The 17284-nt window shown below is 45.9% G+C and carries 17 protein-coding genes; 14 read left to right on the top strand and 3 right to left on the bottom strand.

Going from position 1 to position 17284, the window contains the following annotated elements; genetic code table 11:
- The first annotated feature begins 160 nt into the window (after positions 1–160).
- The 7 genes from Q0785_RS06365 to Q0785_RS06335 all read left to right on the top strand — a co-directional run bounded on the left by Q0785_RS06365 (position 161) and on the right by Q0785_RS06335 (position 7509).
- Complete coding sequence (locus Q0785_RS06365; RefSeq protein WP_298827199.1) at positions 161–1546, top strand: sugar phosphate nucleotidyltransferase; 1386 nt, start codon at positions 161–163, stop codon at positions 1544–1546.
- 63 nt (positions 1547–1609) lie between these two features.
- Positions 1610–2563 carry a mannose-6-phosphate isomerase, class I gene (manA, locus tag Q0785_RS06360; protein WP_298827196.1) on the top strand — a complete coding sequence of 318 codons (954 nt, stop codon included), beginning with the start codon at positions 1610–1612 and terminating at the stop codon, positions 2561–2563.
- A gap of 271 nt (positions 2564–2834) precedes the next feature.
- Entirely contained in the window at positions 2835–3725 is an 891-nt protein-coding gene (gene galU, locus Q0785_RS06355; RefSeq protein ID WP_298827193.1) for a UTP--glucose-1-phosphate uridylyltransferase GalU, read from the top strand.
- Positions 3726–3740: 15 nt separating this feature from the next.
- Positions 3741–5066 (top strand): UDP-glucose/GDP-mannose dehydrogenase family protein, encoded by a 1326-nt coding sequence (locus Q0785_RS06350; RefSeq protein WP_298827190.1) that lies wholly within the window; start codon positions 3741–3743, stop codon positions 5064–5066.
- A 19-nt stretch (positions 5067–5085) separates the two neighbouring features.
- Positions 5086–5799 (top strand): sugar transferase, encoded by a 714-nt coding sequence (locus tag Q0785_RS06345; RefSeq protein ID WP_298827187.1) that lies wholly within the window; start codon positions 5086–5088, stop codon positions 5797–5799.
- Positions 5800–6074: 275 nt separating this feature from the next.
- Entirely contained in the window at positions 6075–6800 is a 726-nt protein-coding gene (locus Q0785_RS06340) for a Wzz/FepE/Etk N-terminal domain-containing protein (RefSeq protein WP_298827184.1), read from the top strand.
- A 4-nt stretch (positions 6801–6804) separates the two neighbouring features.
- Entirely contained in the window at positions 6805–7509 is a 705-nt protein-coding gene (locus Q0785_RS06335; RefSeq protein ID WP_298827179.1) for a CpsD/CapB family tyrosine-protein kinase, read from the top strand.
- 62 nt (positions 7510–7571) lie between these two features.
- Here the strand turns inward: Q0785_RS06335 and Q0785_RS06330 are convergent, their stop codons facing one another.
- The gene (locus tag Q0785_RS06330; RefSeq protein ID WP_298827176.1) at positions 7572–8018 is read right to left on the bottom strand and encodes a GDYXXLXY domain-containing protein; all 447 of its coding nucleotides are present in this window, start codon (positions 8016–8018) and stop codon (positions 7572–7574) included.
- The gene (locus Q0785_RS06325) at positions 8015–9190 is read right to left on the bottom strand and encodes a DUF2157 domain-containing protein (protein WP_298827173.1); all 1176 of its coding nucleotides are present in this window, start codon (positions 9188–9190) and stop codon (positions 8015–8017) included. The genes Q0785_RS06330 and Q0785_RS06325 overlap by 4 nt, the downstream gene beginning before the upstream one ends.
- A gap of 211 nt (positions 9191–9401) precedes the next feature.
- Between Q0785_RS06325 and Q0785_RS06320 the strand changes: the two genes are divergently transcribed.
- Positions 9402–10046 carry a flavin reductase family protein gene (locus Q0785_RS06320; RefSeq protein ID WP_298827170.1) on the top strand — a complete coding sequence of 215 codons (645 nt, stop codon included), beginning with the start codon at positions 9402–9404 and terminating at the stop codon, positions 10044–10046.
- Between the two features lie 71 nt (positions 10047–10117).
- Entirely contained in the window at positions 10118–10663 is a 546-nt protein-coding gene (locus Q0785_RS06315; RefSeq protein ID WP_298827167.1) for a GNAT family N-acetyltransferase, read from the top strand.
- 63 nt (positions 10664–10726) lie between these two features.
- On the opposite strand, the gene Q0785_RS06310 is transcribed toward Q0785_RS06315, so the two are convergent.
- A complete protein-coding gene (locus Q0785_RS06310) occupies positions 10727–11434 on the bottom strand; it encodes an MBL fold metallo-hydrolase (RefSeq protein WP_298827165.1) in 708 nt (235 codons plus the stop codon).
- A 417-nt stretch (positions 11435–11851) separates the two neighbouring features.
- Here Q0785_RS06310 and Q0785_RS06305 point away from each other — a divergent pair, with 417 nt between their 5' ends.
- The 5 genes from Q0785_RS06305 (at position 11852) to Q0785_RS06285 (ending at position 17174) form a co-directional block, all read left to right on the top strand.
- A complete protein-coding gene (locus tag Q0785_RS06305; RefSeq protein WP_298827163.1) occupies positions 11852–12127 on the top strand; it encodes a YciI family protein in 276 nt (91 codons plus the stop codon).
- Between the two features lie 32 nt (positions 12128–12159).
- Positions 12160–12705 (top strand): glycerol-3-phosphate responsive antiterminator, encoded by a 546-nt coding sequence (locus Q0785_RS06300; RefSeq protein ID WP_298827159.1) that lies wholly within the window; start codon positions 12160–12162, stop codon positions 12703–12705.
- Positions 12706–12886: 181 nt separating this feature from the next.
- Positions 12887–13720, top strand: a complete 834-nt coding sequence (locus Q0785_RS06295) for an MIP/aquaporin family protein (protein WP_298827157.1) — start codon at positions 12887–12889, stop codon at positions 13718–13720.
- A gap of 18 nt (positions 13721–13738) precedes the next feature.
- The gene (gene glpK / locus Q0785_RS06290; protein WP_298827154.1) at positions 13739–15241 is read left to right on the top strand and encodes a glycerol kinase GlpK; all 1503 of its coding nucleotides are present in this window, start codon (positions 13739–13741) and stop codon (positions 15239–15241) included.
- Between the two features lie 256 nt (positions 15242–15497).
- Complete coding sequence (locus Q0785_RS06285; RefSeq protein ID WP_298827152.1) at positions 15498–17174, top strand: glycerol-3-phosphate dehydrogenase/oxidase; 1677 nt, start codon at positions 15498–15500, stop codon at positions 17172–17174.
- The last annotated feature ends 110 nt before the right edge of the window (positions 17175–17284 follow it).

Genomic DNA, 17284 nt, shown 5'->3' with positions numbered 1-17284 from the left:
GTTATACCTTTCTCGAATGATATGAAAATATGATTACTTAATTTTTATAACAGTTATAAATTACCTATATGATTTATAAGGATTTACTCTGTTTTTAAAAATGGTGAGCATAAGTAACTAACATCCAATTAGAATCGCAGATGGAGAAGGAGGGCTTACGATGAGATTAGTATTGTTATCAGGAGGGTCAGGGAAACGCTTATGGCCACTTTCCAATGACGCACGATCAAAGCAATTCCTGAAAGTATTGAGTGATGAGGATGGCAATAAAGTTTCGATGGTTCAACGGGTCTGGAAGCAGATTGAAGAAACTGGGATGGCTGAAAATTCCATCATCGCCACCAGCGGCTCACAGGTGGATATGATTAAATCGCAATTGGGGCAGGATGTACACGTGGTCACCGAACCGGAAAGAAGAGATACATTTCCTGCGATTGCACTGGCTGCGGTTTATCTTTATTCTGTCCAGAAATGCGGATTGGATGAAGTGGTCGGCATGTTGCCGGTGGATCCTTATGTTGAGAACCGGTTTTTCGGGCGTGTCCAGGATTTGGAGAATGCCTTAATTGAATCGGGAGCCGATTTGGCCTTGATGGGTGTAAAACCAACTTATCCTTCCGCGAAATATGGCTATATTATTCCGGATAACAAATCGGATGATTCTTATTTGACTGTTGATTACTTTAAAGAGAAACCGACGGAACAGCAGGCGGAAGAATTGATTAAGCAAAATGCTCTATGGAATTGCGGGGTCTTCGCTTTTAGGTTGGGCTACATCATCGACCTATTGAAGCAAAGAGGGATGCCGGTCGAATATTCCCAATTGCTGAGAAACTACCATCGAATGCCTAAAAACAGCTTCGATTATGAAGTGGTCGAGCGTGCGTCGCATATCATCTCCTTGCCGTACGACGGATATTGGAAGGATTTAGGTACTTGGAATACATTGACAGAAGAAATGGCGGTTCAAGTGACTGGGAAAGGGATTATCGGTAAGGGAGTGGAAAATTCTCATATCGTCAATGAACTTGGTATCCCGATAACTTTGCTCGGTTTGGATAATGTGGTGGTGGCGGCGAGCCCGGATGGGATTTTGGTGACGGATAAGGATGCCAGCACGAAAGTGAAGGAGTATGTCGAAGGTTTCAATAGCCGGCCGATGTACGAAGAACGCAGATGGGGCTGGTACCGAGTGCTGGAATATACGCGGTACGCAGAAGGAAATGAGGTTTTGATCAAGCGCCTCGGTATAAATGCCGGTAAAAACCTCAGCTATCAGATGCATTACAAACGCAGTGAGGTTTGGACCATTGTCAAAGGGGAAGGAATTTTTGTTTTCAATGATCAATTGAGTCATGTCAGAACAGGTGATGTCATCCATATTCCGCTGGGAGCGAAACACACCCTGAAAGCGACGACCAATATGGAAATCATCGAAGTTCAAACCGGCAGTGAGTTGATCGAAGAAGACATTTACCGCACTTCAAATGAATGGGATGAAATCGAAGCGATCTGTAAAGTCAGATTGAACGCTCGACACGGATAAAGTGAGGGAAATAAGGTGTGCCTGGAATAATAGATTGTCATTTCTAAGGTGGGAGGGAAGTTCATGTACAGGGAGCCCGTTTTTTTAAAGCCGGTTTTTCAAGAACGAATTTGGGGTGGAGGGAAACTTCAGGAATTATTCGATTACGATATTCCTTCTCAAACGACGGGGGAAGCGTGGGTCATCTCCGCGCATGAAAATGGACCGTCCATCGTCATGAATGGCGAACTGCAGGGGAAAAGCTTATTGGAGGTTTGGCGGAATTACCCTCAACTATTCGGTTCTGAATCAACTGACAGCGATTTTCCATTGCTGGTGAAAATTCTGGATGCGAATGATCAGCTGTCTGTCCAGGTGCACCCGGATGACCATTACGCTAAAGAGCTTGCGCACAAACCGTATGGCAAAACGGAATGTTGGTATATTCTGGATTGTGAAGAAGACGCTGAAATCATTATCGGACATCAAGCGCAGTCACGTGAAGAATTTCAGCAGCTGGTAAGCGAGAGGCAATGGCAAAAGTTGTTTCAAAGCATCAAAGTGAAAAAAGGTGATTTTGTTTATGTTCCGAGCGGGACGCTGCATTCCATCGGAAAAGGCATCGTGATTCTGGAAACCCAGCAAAGCTCTGATATTACGTTCCGGCTTTACGATTACGACCGTGTCGATCCGGAAGGCAAGAAACGTGAATTGCATCTGGAAGAGGCGATGGCGGTCATGACCTGTCCGCATCAGCAAGTTGCGCAGGATAATCTGAAGGAGCAGTTGAATAATCTGGAGTCAACCCGTTTGGTGGAAGGAGAATACTTCACGGTCTATCACTGGATGCTCGGCGGAAAAGTGGAAGTGCCGTCAACGACTGGTTTTCTTTTAGTCAGTGTCATTAATGGAACGGGTCAAATCGTGACGGAGGAAAGTGTATCAACGGTGAAAAAAGGGGACAATTTCATAGTTCCTGCGACAATCGGGAATTATTTTATCGATGGAGATTTAGAGATGATCGTTTCCCATACTTAATTACGCTTTAAATTATCAGAATATTAAAATATATAAAAATGGGGATTCAGTCTTTTTGAAGGAATCAAAGTAGTCATTTAAGACTATTTATTCCGTTAAATTCAAAAATTCTCAATAATTAAACTATATTTTGAGGACTATCGATGTTACAATGGGACAATATTTAACGAGTTGAGTGCAAATGGACCTGTTTTTTGATAAAAAACAGGTTTGAACCCATTAAAAAGGATAGGAATCGATGACCCGAAAAAATTAAAGGCGGGTGGATTAAATGGCGAAAAAAGTGACGAAGGCAATTATTCCGGCAGCTGGTCTGGGTACCCGATTTCTTCCAGTGACAAAAGCTATGCCGAAAGAAATGCTGCCAATTGTAGACAAGCCGACAATTCAATACATTGTGGAAGAAGCGATCGCTTCAGGCATCGAAGATATTATCATTGTTACCGGTAAAGGCAAGCGGGCTATTGAAGATCATTTCGATAAGAACTTTGAGCTGGAGGACAACCTGTTCAAAAAGGGCAAGTTCGAACTTCTGGAAAAGGTACAGCACACCTCTAATGTGGAAATCCATTATATCCGCCAAAAAGAGCCGAAAGGTTTGGGACATGCAGTTTGGAGCGCACGCAAGTTTATCGGCAACGAACCATTTGCGGTGCTGTTGGGGGATGACATCGTAAAAGCGGAGAAACCTTGTTTAAAGCAATTGATTGACCAATACGACAAAATGCAATCATCCATTATCGGTGTTCAGCAGGTTCCTGATCAAGAAACGCATCGATATGGGATCATCGACCCGAGTGCGGTTGATGGGCGTTGTTACCAGGTCAGCAATTTTGTAGAAAAGCCGAAACCCGGAACTGCTCCTTCGAATCTGGCGATTATGGGACGCTATATTCTGGACCCTGAAATTTTTGATTTCCTTGGTACTCAAAGTGCCGGAGCCGGCGGGGAAATCCAGTTGACGGATGCCATTCAAAAGCTTAATGAGGTACAGAGTGTCTACGCCTACGATTTTGAAGGAAAACGCTATGATGTAGGCGAAATGCTTGGATTCTTGCGGACAACCATCGAATTCGCTTTGGACAGTCCTGAATTCGGCAAAGATGTAGAAGGCATTATAAATGAACTGATGGCTGAAAAATCAGCTGCACAACTACTTTAATTTGGAGGCATCCGTATGAATATAGCAGTAATCGGAACTGGATATGTCGGATTGGTAACGGGTGTGAGTTTGTCTGAAATTGGCCACCAGGTAATCTGTATTGATGTCGATCAGGACAAAGTCGAAAAAATGCAGCAGGGTCTCTCACCCATCTATGAACCAGGATTAAGTGAATTGATGACAAAAAATATCCATGAACAGCGCTTAAGCTTCACTACGGTTCACCGGGAAGGGCTCCAGCGGGCAGATGTCATCTATATCGCTGTGGGGACGCCGGAAAATAAGGATGGATCTGCAGATCTATCTTATATAGCCCAGGCAGCCAAAGACATTGCAAAAAATGTCGGGGGCAATGTCATTGTTGTCACAAAAAGCACGGTCCCCGTTGGTACAAATGACTTGATCAAAGAAATTATACAAACCCATTTAAAGCAGGGCCTGCAAGTTGAGGTCGTCTCGAATCCTGAATTCCTGAAAGAAGGCTCCGCAATCCATGATTCGTTTCATGGAGACCGGATTGTCATCGGTGCTGAAAGCGAACATGCCTTCCGTGTGATTGAACAAATCAACGAGCCATTCGGGATACCCATCTTTAAAACGGATATCAAAAGTGCAGAGATGATCAAGTATGCGTCCAATGCATTTTTAGCGACTAAAATCAGCTTTATCAATGAAATTTCCAATATCTGCGAATTACTAGGTGCCAATATAGAGAATGTATCAACAGGTATGGGACTGGATCAACGAATCGGCAGCCAATTTCTGAAAGCGGGAATCGGCTACGGTGGATCTTGTTTTCCAAAAGACACAAAAGCCTTGATACAAATTGCGGGGAATGTCGAATATGAGTTTGAATTGCTGAAAGGCGTGGTCAATGTCAATAAAAAGCAGCAAGGGATATTGATCGGCAAATTGAACAACTGTCTTCCTGATATTTCCGGTAAGAAAATTGCTGTGCTGGGTCTTGCTTTTAAACCGAATACAGATGACATGCGGGAATCCGCTTCTATACTGGTTACCGAGGAATTGATCAAGCAGGGAGCAGATGTTATTGCCTATGACCCGATTGCGATGAACAATGCAAAATCAGTACTGAATCCGCTGATTCGCTATGCTGACTCTATTGATCAAGCGATAGAGGGAAGTGATGCTGTGTTGATCTTAACCGATTGGGATGAAATCAAGAATGTTGATCTGGCAGTGTTCAGCAAAATGGCGAAACCACTTGTTATTGACGGAAGAAATTGTTTCACGTTAGAAGCGATGGAAAACAATGGTGTCGAATATCATTCAATCGGCAGGCCTGCTGCAGCCAAATTGATTGAGGCAACATCCATTTGATCAATAATAGGAATTTTAGATGAAAGTGGTGATTCAAATGTCAGTGTCCGCTCCTGAAAAAGAAAAGATGAATATCAATACAAGGTACAGCGAAATGGTGTTTGAAAGTGTAAAAACCAATACCAGCAATGGTTATTTGTATACAAAACGCTTTCTGGATATTGCCGGTTCGTTAGTAGGGCTGATCCTGTTAATTCCGCTGTTCCTGATTGTCGGCCTGATGATTAAAATGGAAGATCCTCAGGGTCCAGTATTCTTCAAGCAGAAACGAGTCGGCAAACATGGCAGAACCTTTGATATGTATAAGTTCCGATCCATGGTCTGCAATGCAGAAGATCTGAAAGCCTCATTGCTAAAGCAGAATGAAGCATCAGGACCGGTGTTCAAAATCAAAAGCGATCCAAGGATTACAAAAATCGGGAAGTTCATCAGAAAAACAAGCATCGATGAATTGCCTCAGCTGGTCAATGTGCTGAAAGGGGACATGAGCGTAGTCGGACCAAGACCCGCCTTGCCTGACGAAGTGGCACAATACACGAACTATGAAAAGCAGCGCATCAGCGTAACTCCCGGATTAACTTGTTTTTGGCAAGTTAACGGAAGAAGCAACATCAGTTTTCAGGAATGGGTCGAGATGGATTTGGATTATATCCGTAATCGGAATACGATGATGGACATCAAACTGATATTCAAAACGATACTGGTGCTGTTCGGTTCAAAAGATGCGTATTGAAAGAAAATGAGGAATCGGTAAACTAGATCGGTTGTGACTTGATCAATCATTAGTTGATCCATGGGCATTCGGCACATGGAACTTACATATATTGATCGCCGATGGCAATGGGCAATAGGTCAAAACATGGGACATCAATCATTCAAATTGATGTCCCATAGCTGAGTGGATAGAGGAGAATGTCGATACCCATCTCAGGAAATACTCAAATTTACTATCAGGTGCTGCCGCCTAAAGTTGGTAATGCGCTTGTAAATGAAAGGAGGGATGGCGAAATGTTAGAAACCATCAGCCTGCGCGAAGTTTATCTAATTTTTAAAAATCGGATTCGCTTGATTCTGGCGATTACTATCGCATTCATGATCGTCACGGCACTGATATCGTATTACCTGATTACGCCCATCTATCAAACATCTGCACAACTTCTGATCAGTCAGCAGCAGAATGAAGCGGGGCTGGACACGCAAAGCATAGAAACCGATTTGCAATTGGTCGGTACATACAGCGAAATCATAACGAGTCCGGTGATACTTGAACAAGTTATCAGCCAAATGGGCTTGGACATATCCTATGAAGAGTTGCGGGATAAAGTGACCGTCGAATTTGCGGAAAGCTCTCAACTGCTCAATATCATAGTAGAGGATGCAGACCTTGCAATAGCTGTTGAAATCGCGAACCAAACCGCGCAAATTTTCGAAACAGAAATTATGGAATTAATGAATGTCGACAATGTTTCGATTTTGTCACCGGCTGTTGTCATGGAGAACCAAACACCGGTATCGCCAAATCCTCCACTGAATATTTTGCTGGGCGCAATTGTTGGTCTTCTGGTCGGTGCAGCGATCGCGATGATTTTACGCTATCTGGATACGACACTCAGAGGCGAAAAGGACATTCAGGATGTTTTGGGGATTCCTGTACTAGGTGCAATCTCACCGATGAACGAAGAAGAAGACATTCCGGCCAATGAGCCGATTGCCTTTAAACGCAGGGAGGCATAAGTGGATGGTTAAAAAGAAGAGTAAACCCGAAGTGAAAAACAGGAAATTGATCGCATTCACCAATCCAAGATCACGTGTATCGGAACAGTTCAGAACTTTGCGGACGAATATCCACTTTTCTTCTCCTGATGGAGATATCCGGTCGCTGGCCATCACCTCCGCTTCTCACTCGGAAGGCAAATCAACTACCGCTTCAAATTTAGCGATTGTGTTTGCCCAGGAAGGTAAACGTGTTCTGTTCATCGATGCGGATATGAGAAAACCCACGATGCATCATACGTTCAAAATCACTAATACACGTGGATTATCCAATGTATTGTCCCGCCAAATTGCTTTGAAAGTGGCAATCCAATCCGCTGAAATTGAAAATCTCGACCTTTTGCCCTGTGGACCTATTCCGCCGAACCCTGCAGAACTGCTGAGCTCCCATAACATGGACATTCTTTTTGAGCAGGCGTTGGATGTTTATGATTTACTGATTTTTGATACGCCTCCGGTTTTATCTGTCGCCGATAGCGTGATTTTAGCAAATAAATGCGAAGGCACCATTCTGGTGGTAGATTCGGGCAGGACAGAAAAAGAGCACGCAATCAAAGCGAAAGAAGCGATTAACGCTTCCACTAAAGCCCGATTGCTTGGAGCAGTGATCAATAATGTCAAAGTGCAAAAAGACGCGGCTTATGCACAGTATTATGGAGCGGATGGCTAATAGAAATCGACAAGTGAATAAAAAAGTTCAATCAGCTTTCTGATTGAACTTTTTTTATGGCCTTACTCTGAGCGTTCCCGCAGGTCGACTGGGCGAATGGTGCCCCAGCTGGAAACATCGATAGTCACCTGAAGATTGCGCGTTGATTCGAGGTCCGGCCCTAAGCCTTGTTCTACATAGAATTGTTCCAATTGGGGAGCCGTGACGCTGCCGCCAAAAACAGATCCTTCAATAGCTCCGAAAAAGGGTTCAGTTTCAAGGCGGTCGATGACAGCATAGCCATCAGTTGATTTTTTGAGAGTAAAGTAAACCGAATCATCATCTGTAACGGTTGTCGATATCAAGTCGGGATACTGCAGCAGTACATATTCTCCATAAAACGGATCGAACGGATCATAAGGTTCGGCCCTTAAGACATATTGTTCGCCGAACCAGGAAGCTGCGTAATAACTGATAAGTAAAATCACGACCACTGCTGTTTGGAGAATCGGGAAGAGCCAGGATTTCATGGTGTGGCACCTTCTTTCCGACGATTGATCCACCAGGCTATCGCTGACAGAAGGAATAACAGCAAAGCACCGATGAGGAAGAATACGGACATGTCGAGCCGTTCCCATGCGTAAATGATGTAAATGACGAATTGGACAACGATGAAATAGACGAAGCCTAATCCTAAGGATTCATTTTGCCGCTGCGCAATAATCAAGTAAGCAAGGGCAGACAATTCAGCAACCACTGCCAGACCGATGGCCGTTTCGTCAAAGAGCAGCAATCCGATGACGCCTGGGACAGCAACCCACATGAGGGAACGGAATTTAAAGAAGCTGAGAAGAAGCACGCCGATACCAGCAATTGCTAAAACAATAGCTTCTCCTAATTGGCTTTTGTCGACCAAGGCGATGAAGGTTTGTCCGCGAATCGCTAAATACACCACTAGCAGCATGCCTGCTGCAATCAGATAAAGCGGCCTAATTATTCGCTGCTTGGTTTCAGGAACGATAAGAAAGAGCAGGACGAGCACAAACAACGTCCAAATCGGCCATAAGACGCTGTCATAGTCGACCAATCCCCACAGCATGAATCCGGAAGCAAACAACAGGATCCAACTGAAAGCAACAGGTGCGAGTTCTTTGCTGAAATAAAACCAGGCTACTGCAACAGCAATAAAAATGATCCATTCCAACCATCCGATGTCGGGCATGAACGATAACAGGACAAGAGCGCCAAAGAAAAATCCGATGAAGGAATAGATCAGGTGCCGCCAGTAAAAATAATGGGCGAGCGTTGCCAGAAACATTGCCCAGGGCAAGACGGAATTCGCCAGCGGGAAATGGAACGTCTGGGCAGCCGTCAGCAATGCAGCGCCGAACATTGCAAGACCGATGACCCTGAAAAGCAGGGGAGAGCCGAATGCTTTCTTCTCAGAGAATTGGGCGATGGTGTAGAAAAGCCACATCAAAGCCAGCATCAGCAATACTTTTGCCAAGTCCGGTATCGCCTGCCAATTCGCTGCAACAAAACTGAAGATCGCCAAGGATAGAAAAACCAAACCGATCATCAAAAGCAGCGGCAGTTTTTTAGGAGTGGGCTGATGCTTCTCGAATTCCAAAATCCGTTCTGCAGTTTCTTGCTCCAACAATCCAGCCTGTTGCCATTGTTTCAGTTTCTGCTCCGTGTCCATAGGGTTTACCTCCTTTGCCTTTAACCAAATTATAGTCTTTGGACAAAGGAAATGACAGGTGGAAAGTATCGATAAGAAATTGTTTTATTGGGCAAAGCGAAGGTATGGAATTATTGGATTCACCGGGAACTGATGGTGAGTAGAGCTGATTTAAAATCCGCCAGAAAGGGAAAAGAAGTACAAGTGAGAAAGACGAAGGGATGGCTGTAAAATGATTATTGATCCGTTGAATATGACAGCAAAACAGAATTACAAACTCTTGATCGGCAGTGTCGTACCTCGGCCGATCGCCTGGGTGTCCACCATGTCTTCCGATGGCCTCGCAAATTTAGCTCCCTTCAGTTTTTTTACGGTTGTATCGCGGAATCCACCGATGCTGGCGTTCTCTGTTGGAGAAGGTGTGGAGGAGCGTACCGGCACTGTGAAGGATACGCTGCAGAATATCCGAGAAAACGGAGAATTCGTCATTAATATCGTGACAGCTCGACTGGCCAATGAAATGGCCAAAAGCGGTGAACATTTACCCCGGGAAATTGATGAATTCGAATATGCAGGTTTAACGGCTGCTGAATCGATTGAAATTTCTGTGCCGCGTGTGCTGGAAGCGCCCGTCAATATGGAATGCCAATTGCACGACATCATCCGATTGGGAGACGACCACCTGGTGATCGGCAAATTGGTTAAATTCCATATCAAAGATGAGCTTTATCAAAATGGCCGCATCAATTTGGAAAAGCTGGCGCCGATTGGCCGACTGGCAGGAAATTACGCACCGGTTGAGACGATTTTTTCATTGCCGATGGAACACCTGGACGAAATCCTGAAAGTACCTGTAGATAAATCGAACAAACAATAGGCTTTTATTTATTCAGTGGAATAAAGGGAATGGATTTCCGTTCTCTAACACAACAAGGAAGGGGTGTTTTGATGGATTTGGATATAAGGAAAATCAGCTTCCGGCGATTGCGGCGGGAACATTTGCCGCAACTTTATGAATGGATAACTAAAGAGCCGCCGACGACCCGGTTTTGGGGTTATGCGCAAGGGGGGACATACGGGCAATTTGTGCAGGAATTCACAGATAGCATCAAGGGGAAAGATCCGACAAAGCCCTATATCATCTATTATGAAGAAACACCGATCGGGTATATCCAGACCTACCAGTGGAGTGATTACCCCGGCTGCGAAAAATACGAAGAGCTGCAAAAAGCAGCTGGTCTGGATGTGCTGATCGGCGCCAAAGCCTATCGCAATAAAGGCCTGGGTTCCAAAGTGCTCCAGAAATTCCTGAAAGAAGTCATCTTTGCGGATTCAAAAATCCAATTCTGTGTTACTGATCCGGACGTCCGGAATACAGTGGCCATCCGGGCTTATGAAAAAACCGGATTCCGCAAGACGCGGCAAGTCGACGAAGTGTTGGATGAGCCAAGACCCGTCATGCTGATGCGCGTTGGCCGCAAAGAGTTGAAATAGCAAAACCGTTTGCTGGGAAGACTCTTCTGGCAAACGGTTTTTTCGTGCATGGTGGAAGTAATTCTATTGAAAACTTTTTTCGCTTTCAAAGATGGCAAAATCGATGGCATCCATCGGTTTATCAATCATTCCACCATGCCCGACCGCCAGCAGCTGTGGATTCAGATCCCGGATTTTCCGAGCGCTTTCGAGGGCGATCCGCTTGTTCCAGGTGGCAAAAGCCGGAAAAGGAAACAGTACCTTGAATGTTCCGGACACAGCAATGCCGCCGCGAGTCTGAAAAGCATCGCCGGCTAGAAGAAACCGGTTGCGTGTGTCCAGCAACGAAATGGATCCGGGGGTGTGGCCAGGCGTATTGACCACTTTCAGGGAGCCGACCTGATCGCCTTCCTCCAGCAACCGATCCGGCTGTGTTTCGATGTTCGTGGGAACCCCGCCTTTAATCGGCGAATCGGGTTCGCCGGGAAGCAAGCTGGTGTCGCCCGCCAAAAGCTGCGCATCACGTGAAGACATGCTGACGCTGGCGTCCGGCCATTCGCGTTTGACAGCGTCGAGCGCACCCATATGGTCGAGATGGGCATGAGTGATGATGATTTGGGTCAACGGCTTTTTCATGACTTTGATCGACAATAAAATCTGTTTCGCGTTAAAGCTTAAGGCAGCATCCACTAAAGTCAATTCGGTTCCTTCGTCAACCACATAGCAATTCACCGGGAAAAAACGGGGCATGAACGTCAATTGATAGACAGGTCCTTTTTTCGTCATCTGCACAGCCAATCAGCTCCTTATGGATGGTATATGTATATTAGTCTCAGTTTACCCTGTTTGGAAAGCTTGAAATCTGTGTTATAGCAAAAAATGATGTGAAATAGATTGGAGTTTATTCATAGATAGAATGCATTTTGTGGCTTCGACAGTATTTCTTCGAGAGTGGACAGTATTTTGCCAGTTTGGACAGTATTTGCTGAGTTTGGACTGTATTTAAAGGGAGTTGGACTGTATATCCAATAAACTGGAAAAATGAGGCCGGGGGAACTACATATTTCCCTTAAATTGCTCTGCAACATGAGTTGAAGCATCGCATTCACTTTAATAGGACGATTGAATCTTCCAAGAAACGCGTTTTTTATTGCCATGAAAAGACTTTTTCGGTTCAGCTCCTTATAATAAAGAAAAGGGGGCGTTGTCGTGAAATATTTTGCAGTATTGTTGCCGATGAAAGACGCAGACAAGAGTGGGGAATTTCGGCCGCAGCATCTGGCGTTTCTGGAGAAAATGCGCAACAGCGGACAGGTGGCAGCCAATGGCAAGTTTGCGGACGGTTCCGGTGGATTGGTCATCTATAAAGCCGACTCATTCGAAGCCTGTGAAGCATTGGTGAAGACGGATCCATATGTGACAGAAGGCGCAAGGGAGTACGAAATTTTTGAGTGGGAAGCGGTTTGGGCGGATAATGTTACATAAAGCTTTGGGAAATTAGTTGAGGAGGAAACTCGGTGCATGAGTTAAAGGGCGTTTTACCGGTTTTGCGGAATATGAAGGAATTTGAACGCTTGCTGAACAGCGACCACGAATACATCATTTTTTTGGAAATCCGCTTGGCGCAGCTGAAACAATTGGTGCAGGCAGCAAAAAAAGCCAAGAAGAAAGTCATCCTGCATGTGGATTTGATTCAGGGGCTGAAGACGGATGCCTATGGTTTTGAATATCTTGTAAGGGAAGTGAAACCGGACGGCATCGTTTCGACGCGCAGCAATGTCATCGCATTGGCGAAGAAAAATAATCTGCTGACGATTCAGCGCTTATTCCTGCTGGACAGCCAGGCGCTTGAACACAATATTAAGCTGATCAATCAAGTCAAGCCGGACTATATTGAAATTTTGCCGGGAATCATCCCATCGGTCATCAAGGAAGTGTTTGATAAAACAGGAATCCCCGTAATAGCAGGCGGGTTGATCCGCACAAAAGAAGACATCCAATTAGCCTACGATGGTGGGGCAAAAGCGATTTCGACATCGCAGCCTGAACTTTGGGAGTTATAAAACGTTGACAGCGTTTTCACAAACTGGTAACTTTGTATTTACAAGTTAAGAACTGTGTCGGAGAAATGGAGACCCACACTGAAATGAGCACTTCTCAATGGAGAAGTGGCTCGGTTCAGCGTGGGTCTTTTTGTATTTTCCATAAAATGGTTCTAGACCAAAAACAAAGGGGTGCGAAAAAATGACGGAATTTTTAGCAGAACTGATCGGCACGATGATTTTGATTATTTTTGGTGCCGGCGTCGTAGCTGGAGTAGTATTAAAAGATTCGAAAGCTGAAAACGGCGGCTGGATCGTTGTTACCATTGCTTGGGGGTTAGCAGTCACGATGGGTGTATATGCAGTCGGCAGTTTTTCAGGAGCCCATCTAAATCCTGCGGTGACGCTTGGATTTGCCGCTGTCGGAGATTTTCCTTGGGCTAAAGTGCCGCTTTACATAGTAGCGCAAATTCTCGGAGCGATCATCGGGGCAACGATCGTCTTCTTCAATTACTTGCCGCACTGGGAACGGACTAAAGAGTCAGAGACGAAGCTTGCCGTATTTGCGACCATTCCTGCAATCCGCCGGCCATTCTCCAATCTAGTCAGTGAAATTATCGGAACCGCTGTATTGGTCATGGGCCTCTTGTTTATCGGAGCCAATGAATTCACGGAAGGCCTGAATCCACTGATTGTCGGGGCGTTGATCGTTGCGATCGGGATGTCGCTTGGCGGCACAACCGGCTATGCCATCAATCCTGCGCGTGACCTCGGTCCCCGCATTGCACACGCCTTGCTGCCGATTCCTGGAAAAGGGAAATCGGACTGGTCATACGCTTGGGTACCGGTTGTCGGACCATTGTTCGGCGGTGTTTACGGCGCTTTGTTCTATAAAGCGATGTTTACTGGCGCCTACGGATTGCCGTTTTGGATCATGAGCGTGGCCTTGTTCCTGGTTTTATTCGGTGCAGCAAGTGTAGAATTGAAAAAAGAGCGGACAACCGCCGATAAATTAGAAGAGAAAATTGTTTCATAACCATTGGAGGAGATCGTTTTGACTAAAGATTATATTTTATCCATAGACCAGGGCACAACCAGTTCACGTGCCGTTTTACTGAACCATAAAGGTGAAATCTTCGAAACGGCTCAGCAGGAGTTTCAGCAGTTTTTCCCGAAACCGGGCTGGGTGGAGCATGATGCCAATGAAATCTGGACATCCGTTTTAGCATGTGTCGCAGAAGTGCTGCGCAAATCGGATGTCGATCCAAGCCGAATCGCCGGCATCGGCATCACGAACCAACGTGAAACGACAGTTGTCTGGGACCGCCATACAGGCAAGCCGATCTATAAAGCCATCGTCTGGCAGTCGCGCCAAACGGATGGCATCTGCAACGATTTGAAAGAGCAGGGGCTGAACGAATTGTTCCGCAAGAAAACAGGGTTGCTGATCGATGCTTATTTCTCCGGAACCAAAGTGAAATGGATTCTGGACAATGTCGAAGGCGCGCGTGAAAAAGCGGACAACGGCGATTTGATGTTCGGGACGATCGATTCGTGGCTGGTCTATAAACTGTCCGGCGGAAAAACGCACGTTACGGATTACAGCAACGCATCCCGCACCTTGATGTACAATATCTATGATCTCGAATGGGATCAGGAGCTATTGGACATCCTGACCGTGCCGAAAAGCATGCTGCCTGAAGTACGCCAGTCATCTGAAGTCTATGCCAACACCGTCGACTACCATTTCTTCGGCCATGAAGTGCCGATCGCCGGCATGGCCGGGGACCAGCAGGCCGCCCTTTTTGGCCAGGCATGCTTTGAAAAAGGCATGGCGAAGAACACCTACGGCACAGGCTGCTTCATGTTGATGAATACCGGTGAAGAAGGCGTTGTGTCCGAGCATGGGTTATTGACGACACTGGCATGGGGCGTTGACGGAAAAGTCGAATACGCGCTTGAAGGAAGCATCTTCGTCGCTGGTTCAGCGATCCAATGGCTGCGCGACGGGTTGCAGATCATTGCAAATGCACCGGAAAGTGAAGATTACGCGATGCAAGTCGACTCGACAGAAGGCGTCTACATGGTACCGGCCTTTGTGGGACTCGGGACACCTTACTGGGATACCGATGCACGTGGCGCCGTTTTCGGCCTGACACGCGGCACGACGAAAGCCCATTTCATCCGCGCAACCCTTGAGGCGCTCGCATACCAGACAAAAGACGTCGTTGATGTTATGATAGAAGATGCAGGGATCGAATTGAAGACCTTGCGCGTTGATGGCGGAGCAGTCGGCAATGATTTGCTGATGCAGTTCCAAAGCGACATTCTGGATGTTCCGGTGGAACGCCCAATGATCCAGGAAACGACAGCACTAGGCGCAGCTTATTTAGCCGGTCTCGCAGTCGGATTCTGGAAAGACAAAGAAGAGATTTCCCAACAATGGAAAATCGACAAGACCTTTACACGCGACATGCCAGCTGAAAAAAGCGAAGAACTTTACGAAGGCTGGAAAAACGCGGTAACGGCAACACGATCATTCAAGCCAACGAAATAACCTACAAGTTAATAATGAGAGACATACGGCCGGAGACTATGAGAGACCAAGCCAGTTTTGCAGAAGTAATTCTGCAGCTGTGCCTTGTTCTCTCTTTTTATATGTAGAAATAGCGATATAGGTTGATCAGAACTATCTTTAAAGAAGAAGAGTGTGAATTTCTATAGGACAGGGAAGTAAAGTAGGAGCGCTGTATGCTTCTATTACGGATTTACTCATTCTCTAACACATAGACAAAAAAGGAGCAGATGGACTTATGAAATTTTCAAGTTTAAACAGAAACGAACGGTATGAACAGATGAAACAGACTCAACTGGATGTCCTTGTTATTGGCGGAGGCATTACAGGTGCCGGCATCGCACTTGATGCAGCTGTACGCGGCATGGATGTAGCGGTAGTGGAAATGCAGGATTTTGCCGCAGGTACAAGCAGCCGTTCCACTAAATTGGTTCATGGCGGCTTGCGCTACTTGAAGCAATTCGAAGTGAAGATGGTTGCCGAAGTCGGCAAAGAACGCGAAATCGTCTATGAAAACGGACCACATGTCACGACTCCTGAATGGATGTTATTGCCGTTCTACAAAGGCGGGACATTCGGACCACTCAGCACCAATGTCGGCCTGCGCGTCTATGACTTTTTGGCAGGCGTTAAAAAAGGTGAGCGCCGTAAAATGCTCAGCAAGGAAGAAACCTTGCGCCGTGAGCCCCTCTTGAAGAAGAAAAACATCAAAGGCGGCGGCTATTATGTGGAATACAAAACCGACGATGCGCGCCTGACTTTGGAAGTCATGAAAAAAGCCGTTGAAAAAGGCGCTATGGCAATGAATTACGCGAAAGTGAAAAGCTTTATCTACGACAATGGCAAAACAGTCGGCATTCAAGTGGAAGACCAGATCGACGGCACCATCCATGAACTGTTTGCGAAAAAAATCGTCAATGCCGCTGGGCCATGGGTGGATACTCTGCGTGACAAGGATCATTCGAAATTCGGCAAGACGCTTCAGCTGACAAAGGGCATTCACTTAGTCTTTGATGGCCTCCGCTTCCCATTGAAACAGGCGATCTATTTCGATATGCCGGACGGCCGGATGGCATTTGCCATTCCGCGCGAAGGCAAAGTTTATGTAGGAACGACAGATACGGTATACAAACAGGACATCGCACATCCTACGATGACACTGGAGGACCGCAACTATGTCTTGAAAGCAGTTGACTTCATGTTCCCTGAAGTAGCAATCACAGAAGCGGATATCGAATCCAGCTGGGCAGGCTTGCGTCCGTTGATCCACGAAGAAGGCAAAGACCCTTCCGAGATTTCGCGGAAAGATGAAATTTTCGTATCGGATTCCGGTTTGATTTCGATTGCAGGCGGCAAGTTGACTGGCTACCGTAAAATGGGTGAACACATCACCGATTTGGTAGCTGAGCAATTGAAAAAAGAAGAAGGCGCAAACTACCCGAAAAGCTCGACTAAGCGTTTGCCGATTTCCGGCGGTGAAGTGGGTGGATCGAAAGGCTTTGAAACGTTCATGGCCGACCGCATCCATCAAGCTAGAGGCATGGGGCTGACACCTGAAACCATGCGGATGCTCGTCAACCGCTACGGGGCAAATGTGGACAAAGTTCTTCACTTCTATACAACCGGTTTAGAAGAAGCGGCGCGTGCTGGGCTTAATCAATTGGTCTTTGCAATGCTGCGCTATTCAATGGAATATGAAGCGGCCTACAAACCGATTGATTTCTTTATTCGCCGTACCGGTGCTTTGTACTTTGATATTCACTGGGTACATGCACATAAAGAAGCGGTCATCGCTTATATGGGCAGCGTGCTTGGTTGGACTGGCGAACAGGCAGCAGATTACCGCGCTGAATTGGATGGATTGCTGTATGAAGCAAAACATCCGGTTGAAGTTTCTTCTCAAAGCTTAAGCTAAATTAAAATCCATCCCATCTGTACTCATTCATTTGATTACGGATGGGATTTTTTTGCGCTCTTCTTCAGATTGCGAAGCGGTGATTCGTGCTATAGTAAAGAATAAAATGT

The organism is uncultured Planococcus sp. (assembly GCF_947501725.1).
Classification (GTDB): Bacteria; Bacillota; Bacilli; order Bacillales_A; family Planococcaceae; genus Planococcus; species Planococcus donghaensis_C.
Note: the sequence above shows the minus strand (reverse complement) of the source record. Positions and strands in the feature narration are given on the sequence as shown.